We start from the raw sequence: 16,035 nt of genomic DNA on the forward strand, positions 1-16,035 counted from the left end.
CCAGGAGCTTGACGAGACGCCCGGCTGGGGTTGCCCAGCCGGGCGTCTCGGATGCTCGGCGCGCCGGGACCCGCGCGAGCCGCGGGCCGGCAGCATCCCCGCTCAACTCGGAGCACACGGAAGTCCGGAGGGGGCGGGGCGCCAGGTGCTCAGCAGCCGAGTGATCGCTCGGCGACGTGCGCGAGCCGTGCGTCGAAGACCGTCGCCGCGTCCGGCGTGATCGACTTGAGGGCGACCATGCCCGTGAGGATCACGTCGCAGAGTTCGCGCTGTACGTCGTCCCAGGTGTGGCTGTTGCCTTTGCGGGGGTTGGAGCCCGCTACGCCGTGGATTGCCTCGGCCACTTCGCCGGCCTCCTCACTGATCTTGAGTACGCGCAGCAGACGCGCCATTTCCGGTGAGACGGTGCTTTCCGCGTCGAGCCATTCGACGAGCCGTTCGACAATGTCCCAGGTCTCTTGCACGGTGGTGCTCCGAGTTCTGTCTCAGTGGGTGCGGGCAGGCGCGCTGGGTAGGGCTGTTGGTGACGCTACCGGGGGTGCCGGGCGCCTTTCGGCTGGTGTCCGAGACAGGGTTCCGGGGCCGAGACAGAAATCGGCGCCACCGGTCGGACCGGTGGCGCCGATTTCCGTATGGACCGTCCGGTCCCTGATCTTGGAGGCCGTCGCACCCCGTGAGCCGGGGTGCCGCGACGACCACCAGGACGCAAGTCCGGCTCAGAGCGGGCGGCGGAAGCCCACGACCGCGAGTGTGCCGCCCACGACGGCGATGGCGGTGCTGATGAGCAGGGCGGGGACGGCGGCCCCGGCGCCCGGCAGGTCGAGTGCGAGGGCGCGCGCCGTGTCGATCGCGTACGTCAGCGGGTTGACCCTGGCGACCACTCTGAGCCACTCGGGCAGATCGGCGATCGGGATGTAGGCGCTCGACGCGAACGTCAGGGGGAGGATCGCGATGACCGCGAGGTTCTGCATGGGCTCCGCCCGCCTCAGCCAGGTGGCCGCGGCGATGAACGCCCAGCCCAGGGTCCAGGTGATGAAGACCGCCAGCCCGGCCGAGGCGAGGAGTTGCAGCGGGCCGCCCTTGGGGGAGTAGCCCAGGACGACGATGGCCAGGACGATGACGATGGCGATCTGGATCGTGGCCCGGACCAGGTTCGCCAGGCTCCGGGCGATGAGCAGCGAAGCGGGGTGGATGGGCAGGGACCGCAGCCGGGAGACCATGCCGTTCTTGAGGTCGTCCACCACACCGATCCCGGACTGGACGGCGGACTGCACCGCGTTGTCCACCAGAATCGCCGGCATGACGAAGTCGAGGTAGCTGACCCCCGCGGGGAAGTGGGTCGACTTGCCCATGCCGGCGAAGACCTGGGTCAGGATGAACAGGATGATCACCGGTTGGAACAGGCCGAAGGCGAGCACCCCGGGGTCGGTCACCAGCGCCCGGAGCGACCGGCCGGTGAGCACCCGGATCTGCGTGACCGTCGAGCTGCCGCTCCAGACGGCCGCCGCCGGTCCCGGAGCGGGATCCGGGACCGGCGGCGCCGGGTTCGCCGTGCTGAGGGATGGTGTGGTCATGGGGTCTCCACGGTCTGTGCGAAGAGGTTCATGAGGCGACGCCGGCGGAACGCTCGGCGAGGGCGAGGTAGACGTCGTCGAGGCTCGGCTCGCGGAACGACAGTTCCATGGCCTCGACGCCCGCCCGGTCGAGGGCCCGGATCACCTGTGCGACGTCCTTCGACGTATCGATGGCGACGACGACGGTGCCGTTCTCCCGGTCCGGCACCGGTTCCAGGCCCGCCTGCCGCAGGGCGGCGCAGGTCACGGCCGGCCCGGCCGCGGGGTCCGGGGTCACCGTGACGGTGCGCTTGCCCACCTGGGCCTTGAGTTCGGCGGCGGTGCCGCTGGCGACCACCGCGCCGGCCGAGAGGACGGTGATGGAGTCCGCGAGGCGGTCCGCCTCGTCGAGGTACTGCGTGGTGAGCAGGACGGTGGTGCCCCCGGCCACGAGGTCCTCGACGATCTCCCAGAGGTTGAGCCGGCTCGACGGGTCCAGGCCCGTGGTCGGCTCGTCGAGGAAGATGACGTCCGGGTGCCCGACCAGGGAGGCGGCCAGGTCGAGCCGGCGGCGCAGCCCGCCGGAGTACGTACCGGGCCGGCGTGAGGCGAAGCTCTGGAGGCCGAACAGCTCCAGCAGTTCGTCGGCCCTCGCCCGGGCCGACCGGCGGTCCGCGCCGAGGAGGCGGGCCAGCAGGACGAGGTTGTCCCGCCCGGAGAGCTGGGGGTCGACCGACGCGAACTGCCCGGTGAGGCCGATGCGTTTGCGTACCTCGCGGGGTTCGCGCGTGACGTCGAAGCCGGCGACCGCCGCCCGCCCCGAACTGGGTGTCAGGGCGGCGGTGAGCACGTTGACGAGTGTGGTCTTGCCCGCGCCGTTGTGTCCGAGCAGGCCCAGGACGGTGCCGCGGCGTGCCGAGAGGCTCACCGAGTCCAGGGCCCGCAGGGAACCGAAAGCCTTGCTGACGCAGTCCGCCTCGATCATGAGGTCCCTGGCTGTCCGGGCGGCGGTCGGCGAAGCGAGCCCGCTCATGGCTGATCTCCCGCTGATGAGTGTTCCGAGTGCCGCCGGGAAGGGATCCCGGCGGCTGTCCCCCGTGGGTCGCCCCCACCCGGGTCTGTCACATCGCCCCGTCCAGCAGGCCGAACAGTTCCTCGTCGCTGGCCGAGGAGAGGTCGAACGCGCCGGCCGGGGAGGGGCCGGGCGCGTCGGCCCGGCAACGGGCCGCCACCGCCTTCAGCCGCGCCGCCGTGTCCGCGGAGACCGGTGTGCCTGTCGTGAGCAGGGACTCCAACTCGGCCACGACGGCGGCGGCGTCACGGACGGCGGCCGGCACCGTGAGCTTGCCGCGTACGAACCGGACGACGGCGTCGGGCGTGGGGTGGTCGTAGACGAGCGTGACCGGGAGCCGCATGCCGGTGGCCGCGACGAGCCGGTTGCGCAGCTCCATCGCGCTCACCGAGGTGACGCCCATGTCCAGGAACGCCCGGCCGCCTTCGTCGCTGTGCAGCTCCTGGATACCCAGGGCGGCCGAGACCTCGGTGAGGACGATGCCCAGCACGAGGGCGTCCTGCGCGGGGCCGTCGAGGCCGGTCAGCCGGTCGGCCAGGCTCGGCGGCTCGTCGGCGGCCATGGGCCCGTCCGCGGCGTCCGCCATGCCGTCCACCGCGGTCCCGGGGGCCGGGTAACCCGTGGACGCCGCCCAGAACCGGCGCCGTTGGAAGGCGTACGTCGGCAGGGGGACGGAGCGGGCGCCGGGCAGTACCGCCTGCCAGTCCACGGGAACGCCGTGGGCGTGCATCCTGGCGACGGCCGTGAGCAGGGCCTGCTGTTCGCTCTCGCCGGCGTGCAGGCTCGGCACGATGGCGGCCCCGTAGCCGGTGCCGGCGGGGTCCAGGCACTCGTCGACCATCGGCGCGAGCACGGGATGGGGGCCCAGCTCCAGGAATCCGGTGACGTGTTCGTCGCGGAGCCGGTCGACCGCGTCCTTGAAGCGCACGCAGTGCCGCAGGTGCCGCACCCAGTGGTCGGGATCGTGGGCGTCCTCGGCGGTCAGGAGCCTGCCGGTGACGGTCGAGACGACGGGACGGACGGGTGTGGAATAGGACAGCGTCTGGGCGACCGCGCCGAATTCCTCCAGGATGGGGTCCATGAGCGGCGAGTGGGCGGCGCCGTTCACCGCGACCCGCCGGGTCTTGTGGCCGGCGGCGTTGAGCCGGTCCGTGAGCGCGGCCAGCGGGGCGTCGGGGCCCGAGAGGACGAGCGAGTGCGGCCCGTTCACGGAGGCGATCGCCACGGCGCCCTGCCACTCGGCGAGCCACGGTTCCACTTCGCTCTCGGAGATCCGGGCCGCCACCATCGACCCGGCGGAAAGGGAGTCGATCGCCCGGCCCCGGGCGACCGTCAGGGTGCAGGCGTCCTCCAGACTCAGCCCGCCCGCCAGGTGAATGGCGGCGGTCTCGCCGGCCGAGTGTCCCGCCATGCGGTCGGGGACCACACCCCAGGACTCGAAGAGCCGGTAGAGGGCGACCTGCAGGGCGAACAGCGCGGGCTGGGCGTAGACGCAGTCGTCGAGCAGGGCCGCTTGCTCGGAGTCCGGATCCGCCCACATCACCGAGGTGAGCGGCCGTTCCAGCAGGGTGTCCATGACGGCGCACACCTCGCGCAGCGCGGCCGCGAACACGGGGAACACCCTGGCGGCCTCGCGGCCCATGCCGGGCCGCTGGCCGCCTTGTCCGGGGAAGACGACGGCCAGCCCGCCCGGCGAGGAGTCCTCGACGGTGACCCGGGAGGCCCGTTTGCCGGTCGCGAGTTCCTCGGTGGAGGCCAGCAGTTCCGCGCGGCCGGAGCCGCTGATGACGGCCCGGTGCCCGTGCAGGGCACGGGTGGTGGCCAGGGAGTGGGCGACGTCCTGGGCGGACAGTCCCAGGTCGGCCGCCACCCGGTCGGCCAGCTGCCGTGCCTGTGCGCGCAGTGCCGCCTGGCTGCGGGCGGACAGGATCCAGGGCGCGGCACCGGTCGGCGCCGGGGCCTGGGCGCGGGCCGCGCCGGCCGAGGCGGTGGTGGTGTCCGTGCCGTCCTCGGCCGGTGCCTCCTCCAGGATCAGATGGGCGTTGGTGCCGGTGAGTCCGAAGGAGGACACCCCGGCCCGGCGCGTCCGTCCGCTCTCCCGAGGCCAGGGCCGGGCCTCGGTCAGCACCCGCAGCGAGCCGTCGGACCGGTCCGCCCCGGACGGCGGTTCGTCCACGTGCAGGGTCCTGGGCAGCAGGCCGTGCTGCATCGAGAGCACGGTCTTGATGACCCCGACGACCCCCGCGGCCGCCTGGGTGTGCCCGAGGTTGGACTTCACCGAGCCCAGCCACAGCGACCGCTCTTCGGGGCGTTCCTTGCCGTACGCGGCGAGGAGCGCCTCGACCTCGACGGTGTCGCCGAGCGGTGTGCCGGTGCCGTGGCCCTCCACGGCGTCGATGTCCCGCGGTGCCAGCCGGGCGTCCGCCAGTGCCTGGTGGATGACGCGCTGCTGCGCGGGGCCGCTCGGCGCCGTGAGCCCGCCGGAGGCCCCGTCCTGGTTGACGGCGGAGCCGCGTACGAGTGCCAGGACGCGGTGCCCGTTGCGCCGGGCGTCGCTGAGCCGCTCCAGCAGGAGCAGCCCCGCCCCCTCGGACCAGGCGGCGCCGTCGGCGGTGTCCGCGTAGGCCCTGGAGCGGGAGTCCGGGGACAGCACGCGCAGCCGGGAGAACCAGGTGAAGGGCGCGGGGGAGGCCATGACGGTGACGCCGCCGGCCAGCGCGAGCGTGGACTCGCCCGACCGCAGGGACCGGCAGGCCAGGTGCAGGGCGACGAGGGAGGACGAGAAGTCGGTGTCCACCGTGAGCGCGGGACCCTCCAGCCCGTAGGCGTGGGCGAGGCGCCCGGAGACCGCGCTCCCGACGGTCCCGGTGGCGAGCATGCTCTCCAGCCGGTCGTCGTTCAGGGGCGAGCCGGTGGCGTAGCCGCCGTGCGTGGCGCCGGTGAACACGCCGGTCCGGGTGCCCTTCAGGGTCGTCGGGTCGATGCCCGCCCGTTCGAAGGTCTCCCAGGCGGCTTCGAGGAGCAGACGCTGCTGGGGGTCGGTCGCCGTCGCCTCCAGGTCGGAGAAGCCGAAGAAGCCCGCGTCGAAGTGGCCGGCGTCGTGCAGGAAGCCGCCTTCGCGTGCGTAGGTGGTGCCAGGGCGGTCGGGGTCGTCGTCGAAGAGCCGGCCGAGGTCCCAGCCGCGGTCCTCCGGGAAGCCGGACATCGCGTGGGCCTCGTCGGAGAGCAGCTGCCACAGGGCCTCGGGGGAGTGGGCCCCGCCGGGCAGCCGGCAGGCCATGCCGATGACGGCCACGGGTTCGGCGGTCGGATCGTTCGCGTAGTGATCTGTGTGATCTGTTTGCACGGGCACCTTCACTCCCGGGTTCGAGCGCTGTGGGTGGTGGGGGACGCGGCAGGCGGGTCACCCCTGGGCGGGTGTCAGTCCTCGTGCACGGTGACGGCCCGGGACGGGCAGAGGCCGGCCGCGAGCCGGACCCGGGCCTCCTCGTCGGCGCCGGGCTCGGTGAGGAGCAGGCTGACCAGTCCGTCGTCGTCCTGGTCGAAGACCTGTGGTGCGTTGAGCACGCACTGGCCCGCTCCCACGCAGCGGCTGGTGTCGGCGGTGATACGCATGGGGATGTCTCTCCTGGGATGGATCGGGCCCGCCGGGGGCCTGCGGCACACCCGGCGGACGGAAGGGTTGCCGATTACCAGCGGACCGGCAGCGCGTGCAGGCCGTGCACCACGCCGTCGTGTTTGAAGGACAGGCCGTCGGCGGGCACGGCGAGTTCGAGGGTGGGGATGCGTTCGAAGAGCTTCCGGTAGGCGATCTCCATCTCGACGCGCACCAGGTTCTGCCCGAGGCACTGGTGCACGCCGTAGCCGAAGGCGACGTGGTGCCGGGCGGACCTGGACGGGTCGAACATGTGGGGGCACTCGAAGCTGTTCTCGTCGTGGTTGGCCGCGGCCACCAACGGCACGATGCCCTCGCCCGCCTTGACGAGCTGTCCGGAGATCTCCACGTCCTCGACCGCCACCCGCAGGGAGACCAGGTCGGCGACCGAGTGGAAGCGCAGTGTCTCCTCCACGGCCCGGTCGTCACCGATCCACTCGGGGTTCGTCAGGAGGGTGACCACGCCCAGCGCGATGTTGTTGGCCGTCGTCTCGTGACCGGCGATGAGCAGGAGCATCAGCACGCCCGACATCTCGTGCGGGGCGATCACGCCGGTGGCCAGCAGCCTGCTGACCAGGTCGTCGGCGGGCCACTTCTGCTTGATGCCCACCAGCCGGTTGATGTAGCGCAGCAGATCCTTGGCGGCGGCCTGGCGCTGCTCGTCGGTCGAGGCGCGGATGGCGACCAGGGTGCGCGTCCTGGACTCGAAGAAGTCGCGGTCGGCCGAGGGCACCCCGAGCAGCGAGGAGATCACCAGGGACGGGATGGGCAGCGCGAAGTCGGCGACGAGGTCGGCGGAGTCGCCCGCGGCCAGCATCGCGTCGAGGCGCTCGTCCACCGTGCGTTCGATCGCCGGGCGCATCGCGCGGACGCGCCGGACGGTGAACTCCGGGATGAGAGCCTTGCGGAACCGGTCGTGCTCCGGGGAGTCCAGCCCCACGAACCAGCCCGGGATCTGGTCCTGCTTGGGCACCCCGAGGCTCTCGCCGACGTTCGGGAAGCCCGGGTGCTCGGGGTTGGAGCTGATCCTCGGGTCGGTCAGTACGGCGCGTACGTCCTCGTGCCGGGTGACCAGCCAGACCCGGTCGCCGTTGGGCAGGTGCGAGAGGACCAGTCCCTGCTGCTCGCGGTAGCCCGCGTAACCCGGGGGCGGGAAGGCCACGCCGGGCTTGCGCAGCGGGAAGTCGACCACCTGCGGTTCGGCCTGTGTCATGTGCGGATGTCCCCTTTCGGGCGTTGCGGTCAGACGCCGTAGAACGCGCGGACCTTGCCGATCACGAAGTCCTGGTCGGCGGCGGTCAGTCCGGTGTGCGTGGGCAGGTAGAGCCCGTCCTCGGCGAAGACGTTCGCCTTGAGCGAGGGCCAGTCGGGGTGGAAGTACATGGGCTGCCGGCTCATCGGCTTGAAGAACAGCCGGGTCTCGATGGACTGGTCGGTCAGGAACGCCCGGAGCTCCTCGCGGCGTTCGGCCCGGATGTCGTACATCCACAGCACGTCCCGCGGCGGCATCAGGGTGATTCCGGGGACGTCGGCGAGACCTTCGTCGTAGCGCTTCTCCATCGCCCGGCGCGTCTGAAGGATCTCGTCCAGCCGCTCGACCTGGCCCAGGGCGATGGCGGCCTGCATGGCCGTCATCCTGAAGTTGTAGGCGACCTTCTTGTGCAGGAAGCTGTGGTCCTTGGTGAAGGCCATGGCGCGCAGGTGCTCCAACTGCCCTGCCAGCTTGGGGTCGTCGGTGAGGCAGATGCCGCCCTCGCCCGACGTGATGATCTTGTTGGCGAAGAGCGAGTAGCAGGCGATGTCGCCGACCGGGCGGATGCCGTGGGCCTCGGCGGAGTCCTCGACGACGCGCAGGTTGTGCTGGAACGCGATGTCCATGATCGCGTCCATGTCGCAGCGCCGGCCGTAGATGTGGACGGGCATGATCGCCTTCGTCCGAGGGGTGATCTTCTCCTCGATGCGGGTGACGTCGATGTTCAGATCGTCCGCGCAGTCGACGAAGACGGGCGTCGCGCCGGTGTACGTGACCGCCCACGCGGAGGCGATCATGGTGAACTCGGGCACGATCACCTCGTCGCCCGGGCCGATGCCAAGGGCCCGCAGAGCCAGCGTGAGGGCGGCGGTCCCGGAGGAACAGGCGACGCCGTGCGCGATGGAGTTGTAGTCCGCGAAGGCGCGCTCGAAGCGCTGGATCATCGGACCCTGGGACGATATCCAGCCGTCGCTGACGGTGGCGGTGACGTACTCGAGCTCTTTGCCGTCCAGGGCCGGCCTGGACACGGGGTACTTGAACGACATCGTCGGTCTCTTCCTTCTCGAATGGTCCGGGTGCTCGGGGGTGTTGTCCTCAGGCCAGGGCCGGGAGCCCGAGGAGCAGCGAGGCGGCGGTCTCGCGGCCGCCCGCCGCGCGCTGCAGGGCCCCGAGCCGCTGGGCCTTCTCCGTGAAGGAGGGGGTGTTCAGCACTCGGGTGAGCTTGTCGACGACATCGCCGACGGTCAGGGTCTGCGGCCGGTCCAGGGTCAGGCTGATGCCGAAGTCCCGGCCGCGGACCGCCTGGTCGAAGCAGTCCACCCACAGCGGCCGGACCACGAGCGGCTTGCCGAAGTACACGCCCTCGTTGAAGCCGTTGCCGCCGCCGTGGGTGAAGAAGACCTTCACGTTCGGGTGGGCGAGGACATCGTGCTGGGACGGGACCCAGCTCTCGATGCGGAGGTTGGCCGGCAGCGACTCCTGCGGCGGCAGCAGGCGCTGCTGCTCCTTGGACAGCTTCCACAGCACCTGGTGCCGGCCCTCGAGCCGGCGGGCGACCTCCACCATGCAGCCGACCTCCGCCCGGGTCAGCCGGGTGATGGTCCCGAGTCCCATGTAGACGACGGAGGACTGGGCGTCCAGCCAGCCCTTGAGGTCCTTGTCGTCCGGGGCCTCCGGGAGCGGCGGGACCATCGCGCCCACCAGCCGCATCTTGTCGGGGACGGTGAAGGGGTAGTCCAGCTCCGCGATCGAGTTGCACAGGATCATCTCGGCCTTCTCGATCCTCGTCATCGAGCTGACCGGGGGGAGACCGAGCGCCTTGCGCCGCCGGTTGTCCTGCGCCATGACCCTGCCCATCTCGGGGGTACAGAACATCGCCAGGGTCCGGATCTTGAACAGTTCGTTGCTGACGCGCTGGGCGAGGCTCATCCGGGCCGACAGCCCGGTGTGGGGGACCGGGAAGCCCTTCGGGGTGTAGCTCTTCCCGAAAGGGGTGTGGGACGTCAGGACATTGCTCGGCAGGAACGGCACGCTCAGCACGAAGGGGATCCCCCGGGCCACGGCCAGGTCGATCGCGAAGCCGCTGATGCAGTCGATGACCATCAGCGCCGGCCGCACCTCGTTGACGACGGCTTCGAGCCGGCGGTACTTCACATCCTGCAGACCGGGCTTGTAGGACTGCTTGATGACCGCGCGGTGCGCCCTGAAGCGTGAGGACTGGGTGACCTCGCGGTAGACGCTGTCGTCCCAGGTCACCGCGGACAGCTCGGAGACGACCTCGCCCAAGGAGGCGAACTCCACCGGGGAACGCTCGGCGATGCGCTTCACGTCGTCGCGCCGCGGCTCGTCGGTGGCGAACCAGAGGTCCTCCACCCCCTGCCGGGAGAGCTCACCCGCCAGTACGAGCAGCGGGTTGAGCAGACCGCTCTCCGGGAGGCTGACGAAGAGGATCGGCCGTCGGGCGGAGTCCATGGGTTCCCTTTCGGCGGTGGCGGGCGCGCGTCGAGCACGCCCCCTTGCGGGTCGGCTGGCCGTACTCACCTTTGATCTCACGTCAGTTGCCGGGAAATCCGTAGACTCCGCCGCCCGCGGCCCGGTGCCCCGCGGCCGGTGCCCCACGCGGCGGGCGCCGAGTTCCCCGGCGCCGGTGGGCCCGGCGAGTAGTTACCACGGGAATTCGTGATGTGTTTCGAGAAGGTGAAAAGAGAAGTGGTGTGCCCTCGTTCCGTGCGTTCCTGGGGTGCGTCGGGCGTGGTGGGCAGGCGTTCTTCGATGGACGAACCGTCGCGGACAGTAACCCTCCGCGCACGGGTGGTGGTGATGAGCCCCGAATGTGGCGCAAAGGCATGGCCATTGGCGCGATTTCGGCCGAACCCTCCCGCGGCGGAGCCGCAGGTTTAAGTGCCCCCGGTATGGCGGTCGTTGCTTAGCCGGTGGACAGGTAACTAGCCTTCCAATTCATCCCACCTGAACGCGAAGTTTCACGAAGGGGATCTTCCTTTGCTGAATTCAGCCCCCACACTCATCGATTCGGCCGCCCTGGAGACAGGCGACGGCTCGATGGGCCGGGCCGGCGGCGCGGACGCGCACCAGCCCGACCGGCAAGGCATGTGCGTGGCGGGGCTCGACGCGGCCCTGACCATCCGGCAGGCGAACCAGGAGTTCTTCCAGCAGTTCAACCGCTCGTCGGAGGAACTGTGCGGCCGCAGCATCCGCGATGTGGTGCACCCGAGCGTCCAGCAGCCGCTGTTGCGTCAGTTCTCCCACTTGCTCGAAGGCAAGCACCAGCGTTTCGTCACCCCTGTCATCGCGGTACGCCCCGGCGACGAGTCCGCCTTCACCGTTCCCCTCACCGCGATCGCGGTGAGCGGCGGCCTGCCCGGCACGAACGCGGTCATGGTCATGATGCCCACCACCGGAGGCACCGAGGAGCCCCGGATCGTCACCAACCGGAAAAAGGTCCTCTCCGCCATGGACGCCCGCATCCTCGAGGGCATCGCCGCCGGTATATCCACCGTCCCCCTGGCCTCGCGCCTCTTCCTCAGCCCGCACGGCGTCGAATACCACGTGACCTGTCTGCTGCGGAAGCTGAAGGTGCGCAACCGCACCGCGCTCGTCTCCCGCGCCTATTCGATGGGCGTGCTCAAGGTCGGCACCTGGCCGCCCGAGGTCGTGGACGACTTCGTGAAGTGAGCGGGGCGCGAGGCCCGGGAGGAGGGCACCCCCTGCCCTGTGATGGGTCCCGTCCTGCCGCAGTGCGGAGGCTCGCGGCAGGATGAGGTCCATGACCACCGACGTTTCGCCCACGCGGCAGCCCACCGGCGCGGAGCAGAAGCACGTGAGGCGCTTCTGGCAGGAGCTCGGGCTGCCCGGACTGATCGACGTCCACACCCACTTCATGCCCGACCGGGTCATGCGCAAGGTGTGGGCCTACTTCGACGCCGCGGGCCCGCTCACCGCCCGGCCGTGGCCCATCACCTACCGCACCGGCGAGGACGAACGCGTCGCCAGGCTGCGCGCCTTCGGCGTGCGCCGCTTCACCGCCATGCTCTACCCGCACAAGCCCGGCATGGCCGCCTGGCTCAACTCCTGGGCCGCCGGCTTCGCCGCCCGCCACCCCGACTGCCTGCACACCGCCACCTTCTTCCCCGAACCCGAAGCGGCCCGCTATGTGCGCCGCGCCGTCGAGCAGGGCGCCCGGGTCTTCAAGGCCCACCTGCAAGTCGGCGGGTACGACCCCAACGACCCGCTCCTCGACCCTGTCTGGGACCACCTGGCGAGCCGGGGCATCCCCGTCGTCGCCCACTGCGGTTCGGGACCCGCCCCCGGCGCCCACACCGGCCCCGGTCCCATGGCCCGCCTGCTGCGCCGCCACCCCGGGACACGCCTGGTCGTCGCGCACATGGGACTCCCCGAATACAGCGACTTCCTCGACCTCGCCACCCGCCATCCCGGCGTATATCTGGACACGACGATGGCCTTCACCGACTTCACCGAAGCCGTCTCCCCGTTCCCCCGCCGGGAGACCGCCCGCCTGCGGGAGCTCGCCGACCGCACCCTCCTGGGCACCGACTTCCCCAACATCCCCTACACCTACCACCACGCCCTGGAGTCCCTGGCCCGGCTGCGGCTGGGCGACGACTGGCTGCGCGCCGTCTGCCACGACAACGCCGCCCGCCTCTTCGCCGTATGAAACGCCACGCCCCGGCTGCCGGCGGACACTCTCGTCGCCTGGGTCGGCGCGGCCCGACCCCGCTGTTCCGGTTCCATGTGCGCCCCTCCGAGGAGGTGAACCTCGGCATGGACGCACGCCTGAACCTTGCCACGGTCACCGTGCCGAACCCCCGGGCGCTGGCGAACGCCGGCGATCTGCAGTCCCCGGCTCCTGGGCTGCGTCCGCTGCAGCAGATTCACCACGACGAGGCGGATCAAGACTGAGCCCGGGGGAGTCACGCGGGACACGGCGATCGGGCCCCTTTTCGGAACCGCCGGAGATGCAGGACTGTGTTGCGGCAAGTCTCTGCGAGAACGCCCTGTGCGGCGCTACGGTCCGGACAGCAGTCTCGACACGGGGAGGGCAGGATGCTCGATCAAGTGTTGACCGCGCTGGCCGCGTCCGGTGGTACGGCAGTGGTGGCAGCGGCAGGGACGGACGCGTGGGCTGGAGTGCGTCAGGCGGTTGCCCGCTGGCTGGGCCGGGGCGACGCGCAGCGCGAGCTGGACGAACTGGAGCGCTTGGACCAGACCAGGGCCGACATCCAGGCCGCGGACCCGGCCGATACCGAGCGGGCCCGGATCCGCTTGGAGGGGTCCTGGCAGGCTCGTATCGAGACAGTGCTGGAGAGCCTGAGCGAACGCGAACGTGACCAGGCGGCCGACCAGTTGCGCGGCCTGCTCGCGCAGCATGCCCCGCGGGGCGCCACGACTGCCGGGCCGGGTGGCCTGGCAGTGGGCGGCAACATGGATGTTCGCGCAGACGGGGGTTCGATCGCGGCTGGGATGATCTCTGGAGGGGCGCATACCGGCACCCCTCCAGTGCCGGATCCGTCCCAGGGCTGAACGGACCCGGCCATCACCAGCCCACCCCCACCCGTCCGCCTCCCACCACTCAGCTACCGGGAAGCGTCACCTCCCACGCCCGTGACCACAGCCTGGCCGTCGCCTACGTGGCCGACGGCGGCCGGGTCGCCTACTACGCCGCGCCGCGAACTCCGGCGCCCTGGCCTCACCAGGTCGGCGTCATCCCCCGCGAAGCAGCGGCCTTCCAGGAACGGGACGAGATCGAGCAGCTACGGGCAGCGGTGACCGGCGGCGGCACGGCCGTGCTGTGCCAGGTACTGCGTGGCACCGGTGGGGTCGGCAAGACCCAGCTCGCTGCCCACTATGCCCGGGAGGCGCGGAACACAGGAGAACTGGACGTACTGGTCTGGGTCAGCGCCAGCAGCCGGCACGCCATCATCTCCACCTACGCCCAGGCCGCTGAAGAGTTGCTTGCCGCGGAACCCGGTGATCCCGAGCGCTCCGCACAGGCGTTCAGGAGCTGGCTGGAGCCCAGCCCGTCGCGCTCCGAACCGGCCTGCCGGTGGCTGGTCGTCTTGGACGATGTCACCGATCCCGCCGACATGACCGACCTCTGGCCCGCGAAGAACCCGCACGGCCGTACGGTGGTCACCACGCGCCGACGCGACGTCGCCGTGCCCGGACACCGGATCGATCTCGGCGTGTTCACGCCCGAGAAGGCAGCCACCTACCTGAGCGGGTTCCTTGCCGAGCACGGGCGGCACGACCACCCGGCCGAGATCCAGGCACTGGCCCAGGATCTCGGCCACCTGCCGCTGGCCCTGTCACAGGCCGCCGCGTACATCATCGAAGCCGACATCCCCATCGACTGCCCCGGGTGCGCTCACACCCACTGCGCCAGCTACCGCCGCCGCCTCGCTGAGCGCACCACCGAGCTCGGCAGCGTGCCCGAGCCCGGCACCCTGCCGGACGACCAGACCACCGCCGTAGCCACCACATGGTCGCTGTCCATCGAGCGCGCCGACGCCCTCCGGCCCGTCGGCCTGGCCCGCCCAGCACTCCAACTCGCCGCCATGCTGGATGGCAACGGTATTTCCCAGGATGTCCTGACCAGTCGGCCAGCTCGGCGCTATCTCGCCCAGCACCGCACCGAGACGACGCCTGACCAGGGCTACAGCGGCGACGTGACGGACCGGGATGTCAGGGACGCGCTGCGGGCCCTGCACCTCCTCAACCTCATCGACCACGCCCCTGACATCCCCCACCAAGCCATACGTATTCACCAGCTCATCCAACGTGCAGCCCGGGACACCCTCACCTCCCAGGTGTACGACGAAACCGCCCGTGCCGCCGCCGACGCCCTGATGGCCGCCTGGCCCGACATCGAACGCGATAGCGCGATCGCCCAGAACCTGCGCGCCAACACCACCGCCCTCACCGGCCACGCCGAAGACGCCTTGTACCAGTCCGACGGTGTCCATGGGGTGCTCTTCCACGCCGGCTACAGCCTGGGCCATACCGGCCAAGTTGCCGCCGCCATCGAGCATTTCCACCACATGGCCAGTGTCGCCCACGGCCGTCTGGGGCCGGACCACCCCTTCACCCTCACCATCCGGGGCGAACTCTTGCGCTTTCGGGGTGAGGCGGGGGACGTAGCCGGGGCTGCCACTGCCTTCGCCGAGCTGCTGGAGCACATGGTGCGCGTGCTCGGCGATGACCACCCCGTCACCCTCGCCATCCGGCACAACCTCGCCCGCTTCCGGGGCGAGGCGGGGGACGCGGCCGGAGCCGCGGCCGCCCTCACTGAGTTGCTGGAGCACATGGTGCGGGTGCTGGGACCGGACCACCCCGTCACCCTCGCCACCCGGCACAACCTCGCCCGCTTCCGGGGTGAGGCGGGGGATGCGGCCGGGGCTGACACTGCGTTCGCCGAGCTGCTGGAGCAAAAGGTGCGGCTGCTCGGCGATGACCACCCCGACACCCTCACCACCCGGGGAGAACTCGCCCGCATGCGGGGTCAGGCGGAGGATGCCACCGCAGCCAGGGACGCCTTCGCCGAGTTGCTGGAGCACATGGTGCGGGTGCTGGGACCGGACCACCCCGACACCCTCACCACCCGGGGCAATGCCCTTCACTTCCGGGGTGAGGCGGGGGATGCGGCCGGAGCCGCGACCGCCTTCGCCGAGCTGCTGGAGCACATGGTGCGCGTGCTCGGCGATGACCACCCCGACACCCTCACCACCCGGCACAATCTCGCCTACTGGCAGGGTGAGGCGGGGGGTGCGGCCAAAGCCGCGGCGGCCTACACCGATCTCCTCGCCGACCGGGTGCGGGTGTTGGGGCCGGATCACCCCGACACCCTCACCACGCGGGGGAATATTGCCTACTGGCGGGGGAGGGCGGGGGATGCGGCTGGGGCCGCGGTCGCTTTCGCCGAGCTCCTCGTCGACCGGGCGCGGGTACAGGGGGATGACCACCCCTCCACGATCGCCACCCGGCTCCATGTCGCCCGTTGGCGTGGTGAGGCGGGGGATGCGGCCGGAGCCGCGGCGGCCTACACCGATCTCCTCGTCGACCGGGTGCGGGTGTTGGGGGCGGATCACCCCGACACCCTCACCACGCGGGGGAATATTGCCTACTGGCGGGGGAGGGCGGGGGATGCGGCTGGGGCCGCGGTCGCTTTTGCCGAGCTCCTCGTCGACCGGGCGCGGGTGCAGGGGGATGACCACCCCTCCACCCTCACCACCCGGCACAATCTCGCCCATTGCCAGGGTGAGGCGGGGGATGCGGCCGGAGCCGCGGCCGCTTTCGCCGAGCTCCTCGTCGACCGGGCGCGGGTACTGGGCGATGACCACCCCGTCACCCTCACCACCTGGCACAATCTCGCCTACTGGCGGGGGATGCAGCTGTTTGATGAATCGACCGATTGATGAGCAAGATCAGTAAGCTACGGCGCGCGGCCGGATCGGGTTGATGCGCTTGT

Annotated in this window: 13 protein-coding genes; 5 read left to right on the forward strand and 8 right to left on the reverse strand. The window is 71.1% G+C overall.

Annotated elements, in window-relative coordinates:
- Positions 1 to 149: 149 nt before the first annotated feature.
- From ACH427_RS16050 to ACH427_RS16085, 8 genes are all read right to left on the reverse strand, one after another.
- A complete protein-coding gene (locus ACH427_RS16050; RefSeq protein ID WP_398870073.1) occupies positions 150 to 464 on the reverse strand; it encodes a MazG-like family protein in 315 nt (104 codons plus the stop codon).
- A gap of 252 nt (positions 465 to 716) precedes the next feature.
- Positions 717 to 1,574, reverse strand: a complete 858-nt coding sequence (locus tag ACH427_RS16055; RefSeq protein WP_398870074.1) for an ABC transporter permease — start codon at positions 1,572 to 1,574, stop codon at positions 717 to 719.
- 28 nt (positions 1,575 to 1,602) lie between these two features.
- Positions 1,603 to 2,586, reverse strand: a complete 984-nt coding sequence (locus ACH427_RS16060; protein WP_398870075.1) for an ATP-binding cassette domain-containing protein — start codon at positions 2,584 to 2,586, stop codon at positions 1,603 to 1,605.
- An 88-nt stretch (positions 2,587 to 2,674) separates the two neighbouring features.
- Positions 2,675 to 5,971, reverse strand: coding sequence for a type I polyketide synthase (locus ACH427_RS16065; RefSeq protein WP_398870076.1), 3,297 nt, complete (start codon positions 5,969 to 5,971; stop codon positions 2,675 to 2,677).
- 74 nt (positions 5,972 to 6,045) lie between these two features.
- Positions 6,046 to 6,240 (reverse strand): ferredoxin, encoded by a 195-nt coding sequence (locus ACH427_RS16070; RefSeq protein ID WP_398870077.1) that lies wholly within the window; start codon positions 6,238 to 6,240, stop codon positions 6,046 to 6,048.
- A 74-nt stretch (positions 6,241 to 6,314) separates the two neighbouring features.
- Positions 6,315 to 7,493, reverse strand: a complete 1,179-nt coding sequence (locus ACH427_RS16075) for a cytochrome P450 (protein WP_398870078.1) — start codon at positions 7,491 to 7,493, stop codon at positions 6,315 to 6,317.
- 29 nt (positions 7,494 to 7,522) lie between these two features.
- Positions 7,523 to 8,578: a DegT/DnrJ/EryC1/StrS family aminotransferase gene (locus ACH427_RS16080; RefSeq protein WP_398870079.1), complete on the reverse strand. Its 1,056-nt coding sequence runs from the start codon at positions 8,576 to 8,578 to the stop codon at positions 7,523 to 7,525.
- Between the two features lie 49 nt (positions 8,579 to 8,627).
- Positions 8,628 to 10,004 (reverse strand): glycosyltransferase, encoded by a 1,377-nt coding sequence (locus ACH427_RS16085; RefSeq protein WP_398870080.1) that lies wholly within the window; start codon positions 10,002 to 10,004, stop codon positions 8,628 to 8,630.
- Between the two features lie 588 nt (positions 10,005 to 10,592).
- On the opposite strand from ACH427_RS16085, the gene ACH427_RS16090 reads away from it, so the two are divergent.
- From ACH427_RS16090 to ACH427_RS16110, 5 genes are all read left to right on the forward strand, one after another.
- The gene (locus ACH427_RS16090) at positions 10,593 to 11,225 is read left to right on the forward strand and encodes a LuxR C-terminal-related transcriptional regulator (protein WP_398870109.1); all 633 of its coding nucleotides are present in this window, start codon (positions 10,593 to 10,595) and stop codon (positions 11,223 to 11,225) included.
- 91 nt (positions 11,226 to 11,316) lie between these two features.
- Positions 11,317 to 12,225, forward strand: a complete 909-nt coding sequence (locus ACH427_RS16095) for an amidohydrolase family protein (RefSeq protein WP_398870081.1) — start codon at positions 11,317 to 11,319, stop codon at positions 12,223 to 12,225.
- Between the two features lie 107 nt (positions 12,226 to 12,332).
- Positions 12,333 to 12,470, forward strand: a complete 138-nt coding sequence (locus tag ACH427_RS16100) for a hypothetical protein (protein ID WP_398870082.1) — start codon at positions 12,333 to 12,335, stop codon at positions 12,468 to 12,470.
- A 144-nt stretch (positions 12,471 to 12,614) separates the two neighbouring features.
- Positions 12,615 to 13,091, forward strand: coding sequence for a hypothetical protein (locus tag ACH427_RS16105; RefSeq protein WP_398870083.1), 477 nt, complete (start codon positions 12,615 to 12,617; stop codon positions 13,089 to 13,091).
- Positions 13,092 to 13,198: 107 nt separating this feature from the next.
- A complete protein-coding gene (locus ACH427_RS16110) occupies positions 13,199 to 15,982 on the forward strand; it encodes a tetratricopeptide repeat protein (protein WP_398870084.1) in 2,784 nt (927 codons plus the stop codon).
- Positions 15,983 to 16,035 lie beyond the last annotated feature (53 nt).

It is taken from the genome of Streptomyces sp. NPDC020379, from assembly GCF_044387105.1.
In the GTDB taxonomy this organism is placed as follows: domain Bacteria; phylum Actinomycetota; class Actinomycetes; order Streptomycetales; family Streptomycetaceae; genus Streptomyces.

Coding starts and splice junctions, on each gene's coding strand:
- ACH427_RS16090 (WP_398870109.1), top strand. CDS start 10,593: ATGGGCCGGGCCGGCGGCGCGGACGCGCACCAGCCCGACCGGCAAGGC.
- ACH427_RS16085 (WP_398870080.1), bottom strand. CDS start 10,004: ATGGACTCCGCCCGACGGCCGATCCTCTTCGTCAGCCTCCCGGAGAGC.
- ACH427_RS16100 (WP_398870082.1), top strand. CDS start 12,333: ATGGACGCACGCCTGAACCTTGCCACGGTCACCGTGCCGAACCCCCGG.
- ACH427_RS16055 (WP_398870074.1), bottom strand. CDS start 1,574: ATGACCACACCATCCCTCAGCACGGCGAACCCGGCGCCGCCGGTCCCG.
- ACH427_RS16095 (WP_398870081.1), top strand. CDS start 11,317: ATGACCACCGACGTTTCGCCCACGCGGCAGCCCACCGGCGCGGAGCAG.
- ACH427_RS16105 (WP_398870083.1), top strand. CDS start 12,615: ATGCTCGATCAAGTGTTGACCGCGCTGGCCGCGTCCGGTGGTACGGCA.
- ACH427_RS16075 (WP_398870078.1), bottom strand. CDS start 7,493: ATGACACAGGCCGAACCGCAGGTGGTCGACTTCCCGCTGCGCAAGCCC.
- ACH427_RS16070 (WP_398870077.1), bottom strand. CDS start 6,240: ATGCGTATCACCGCCGACACCAGCCGCTGCGTGGGAGCGGGCCAGTGC.
- ACH427_RS16080 (WP_398870079.1), bottom strand. CDS start 8,578: ATGTCGTTCAAGTACCCCGTGTCCAGGCCGGCCCTGGACGGCAAAGAG.
- ACH427_RS16060 (WP_398870075.1), bottom strand. CDS start 2,586: ATGAGCGGGCTCGCTTCGCCGACCGCCGCCCGGACAGCCAGGGACCTC.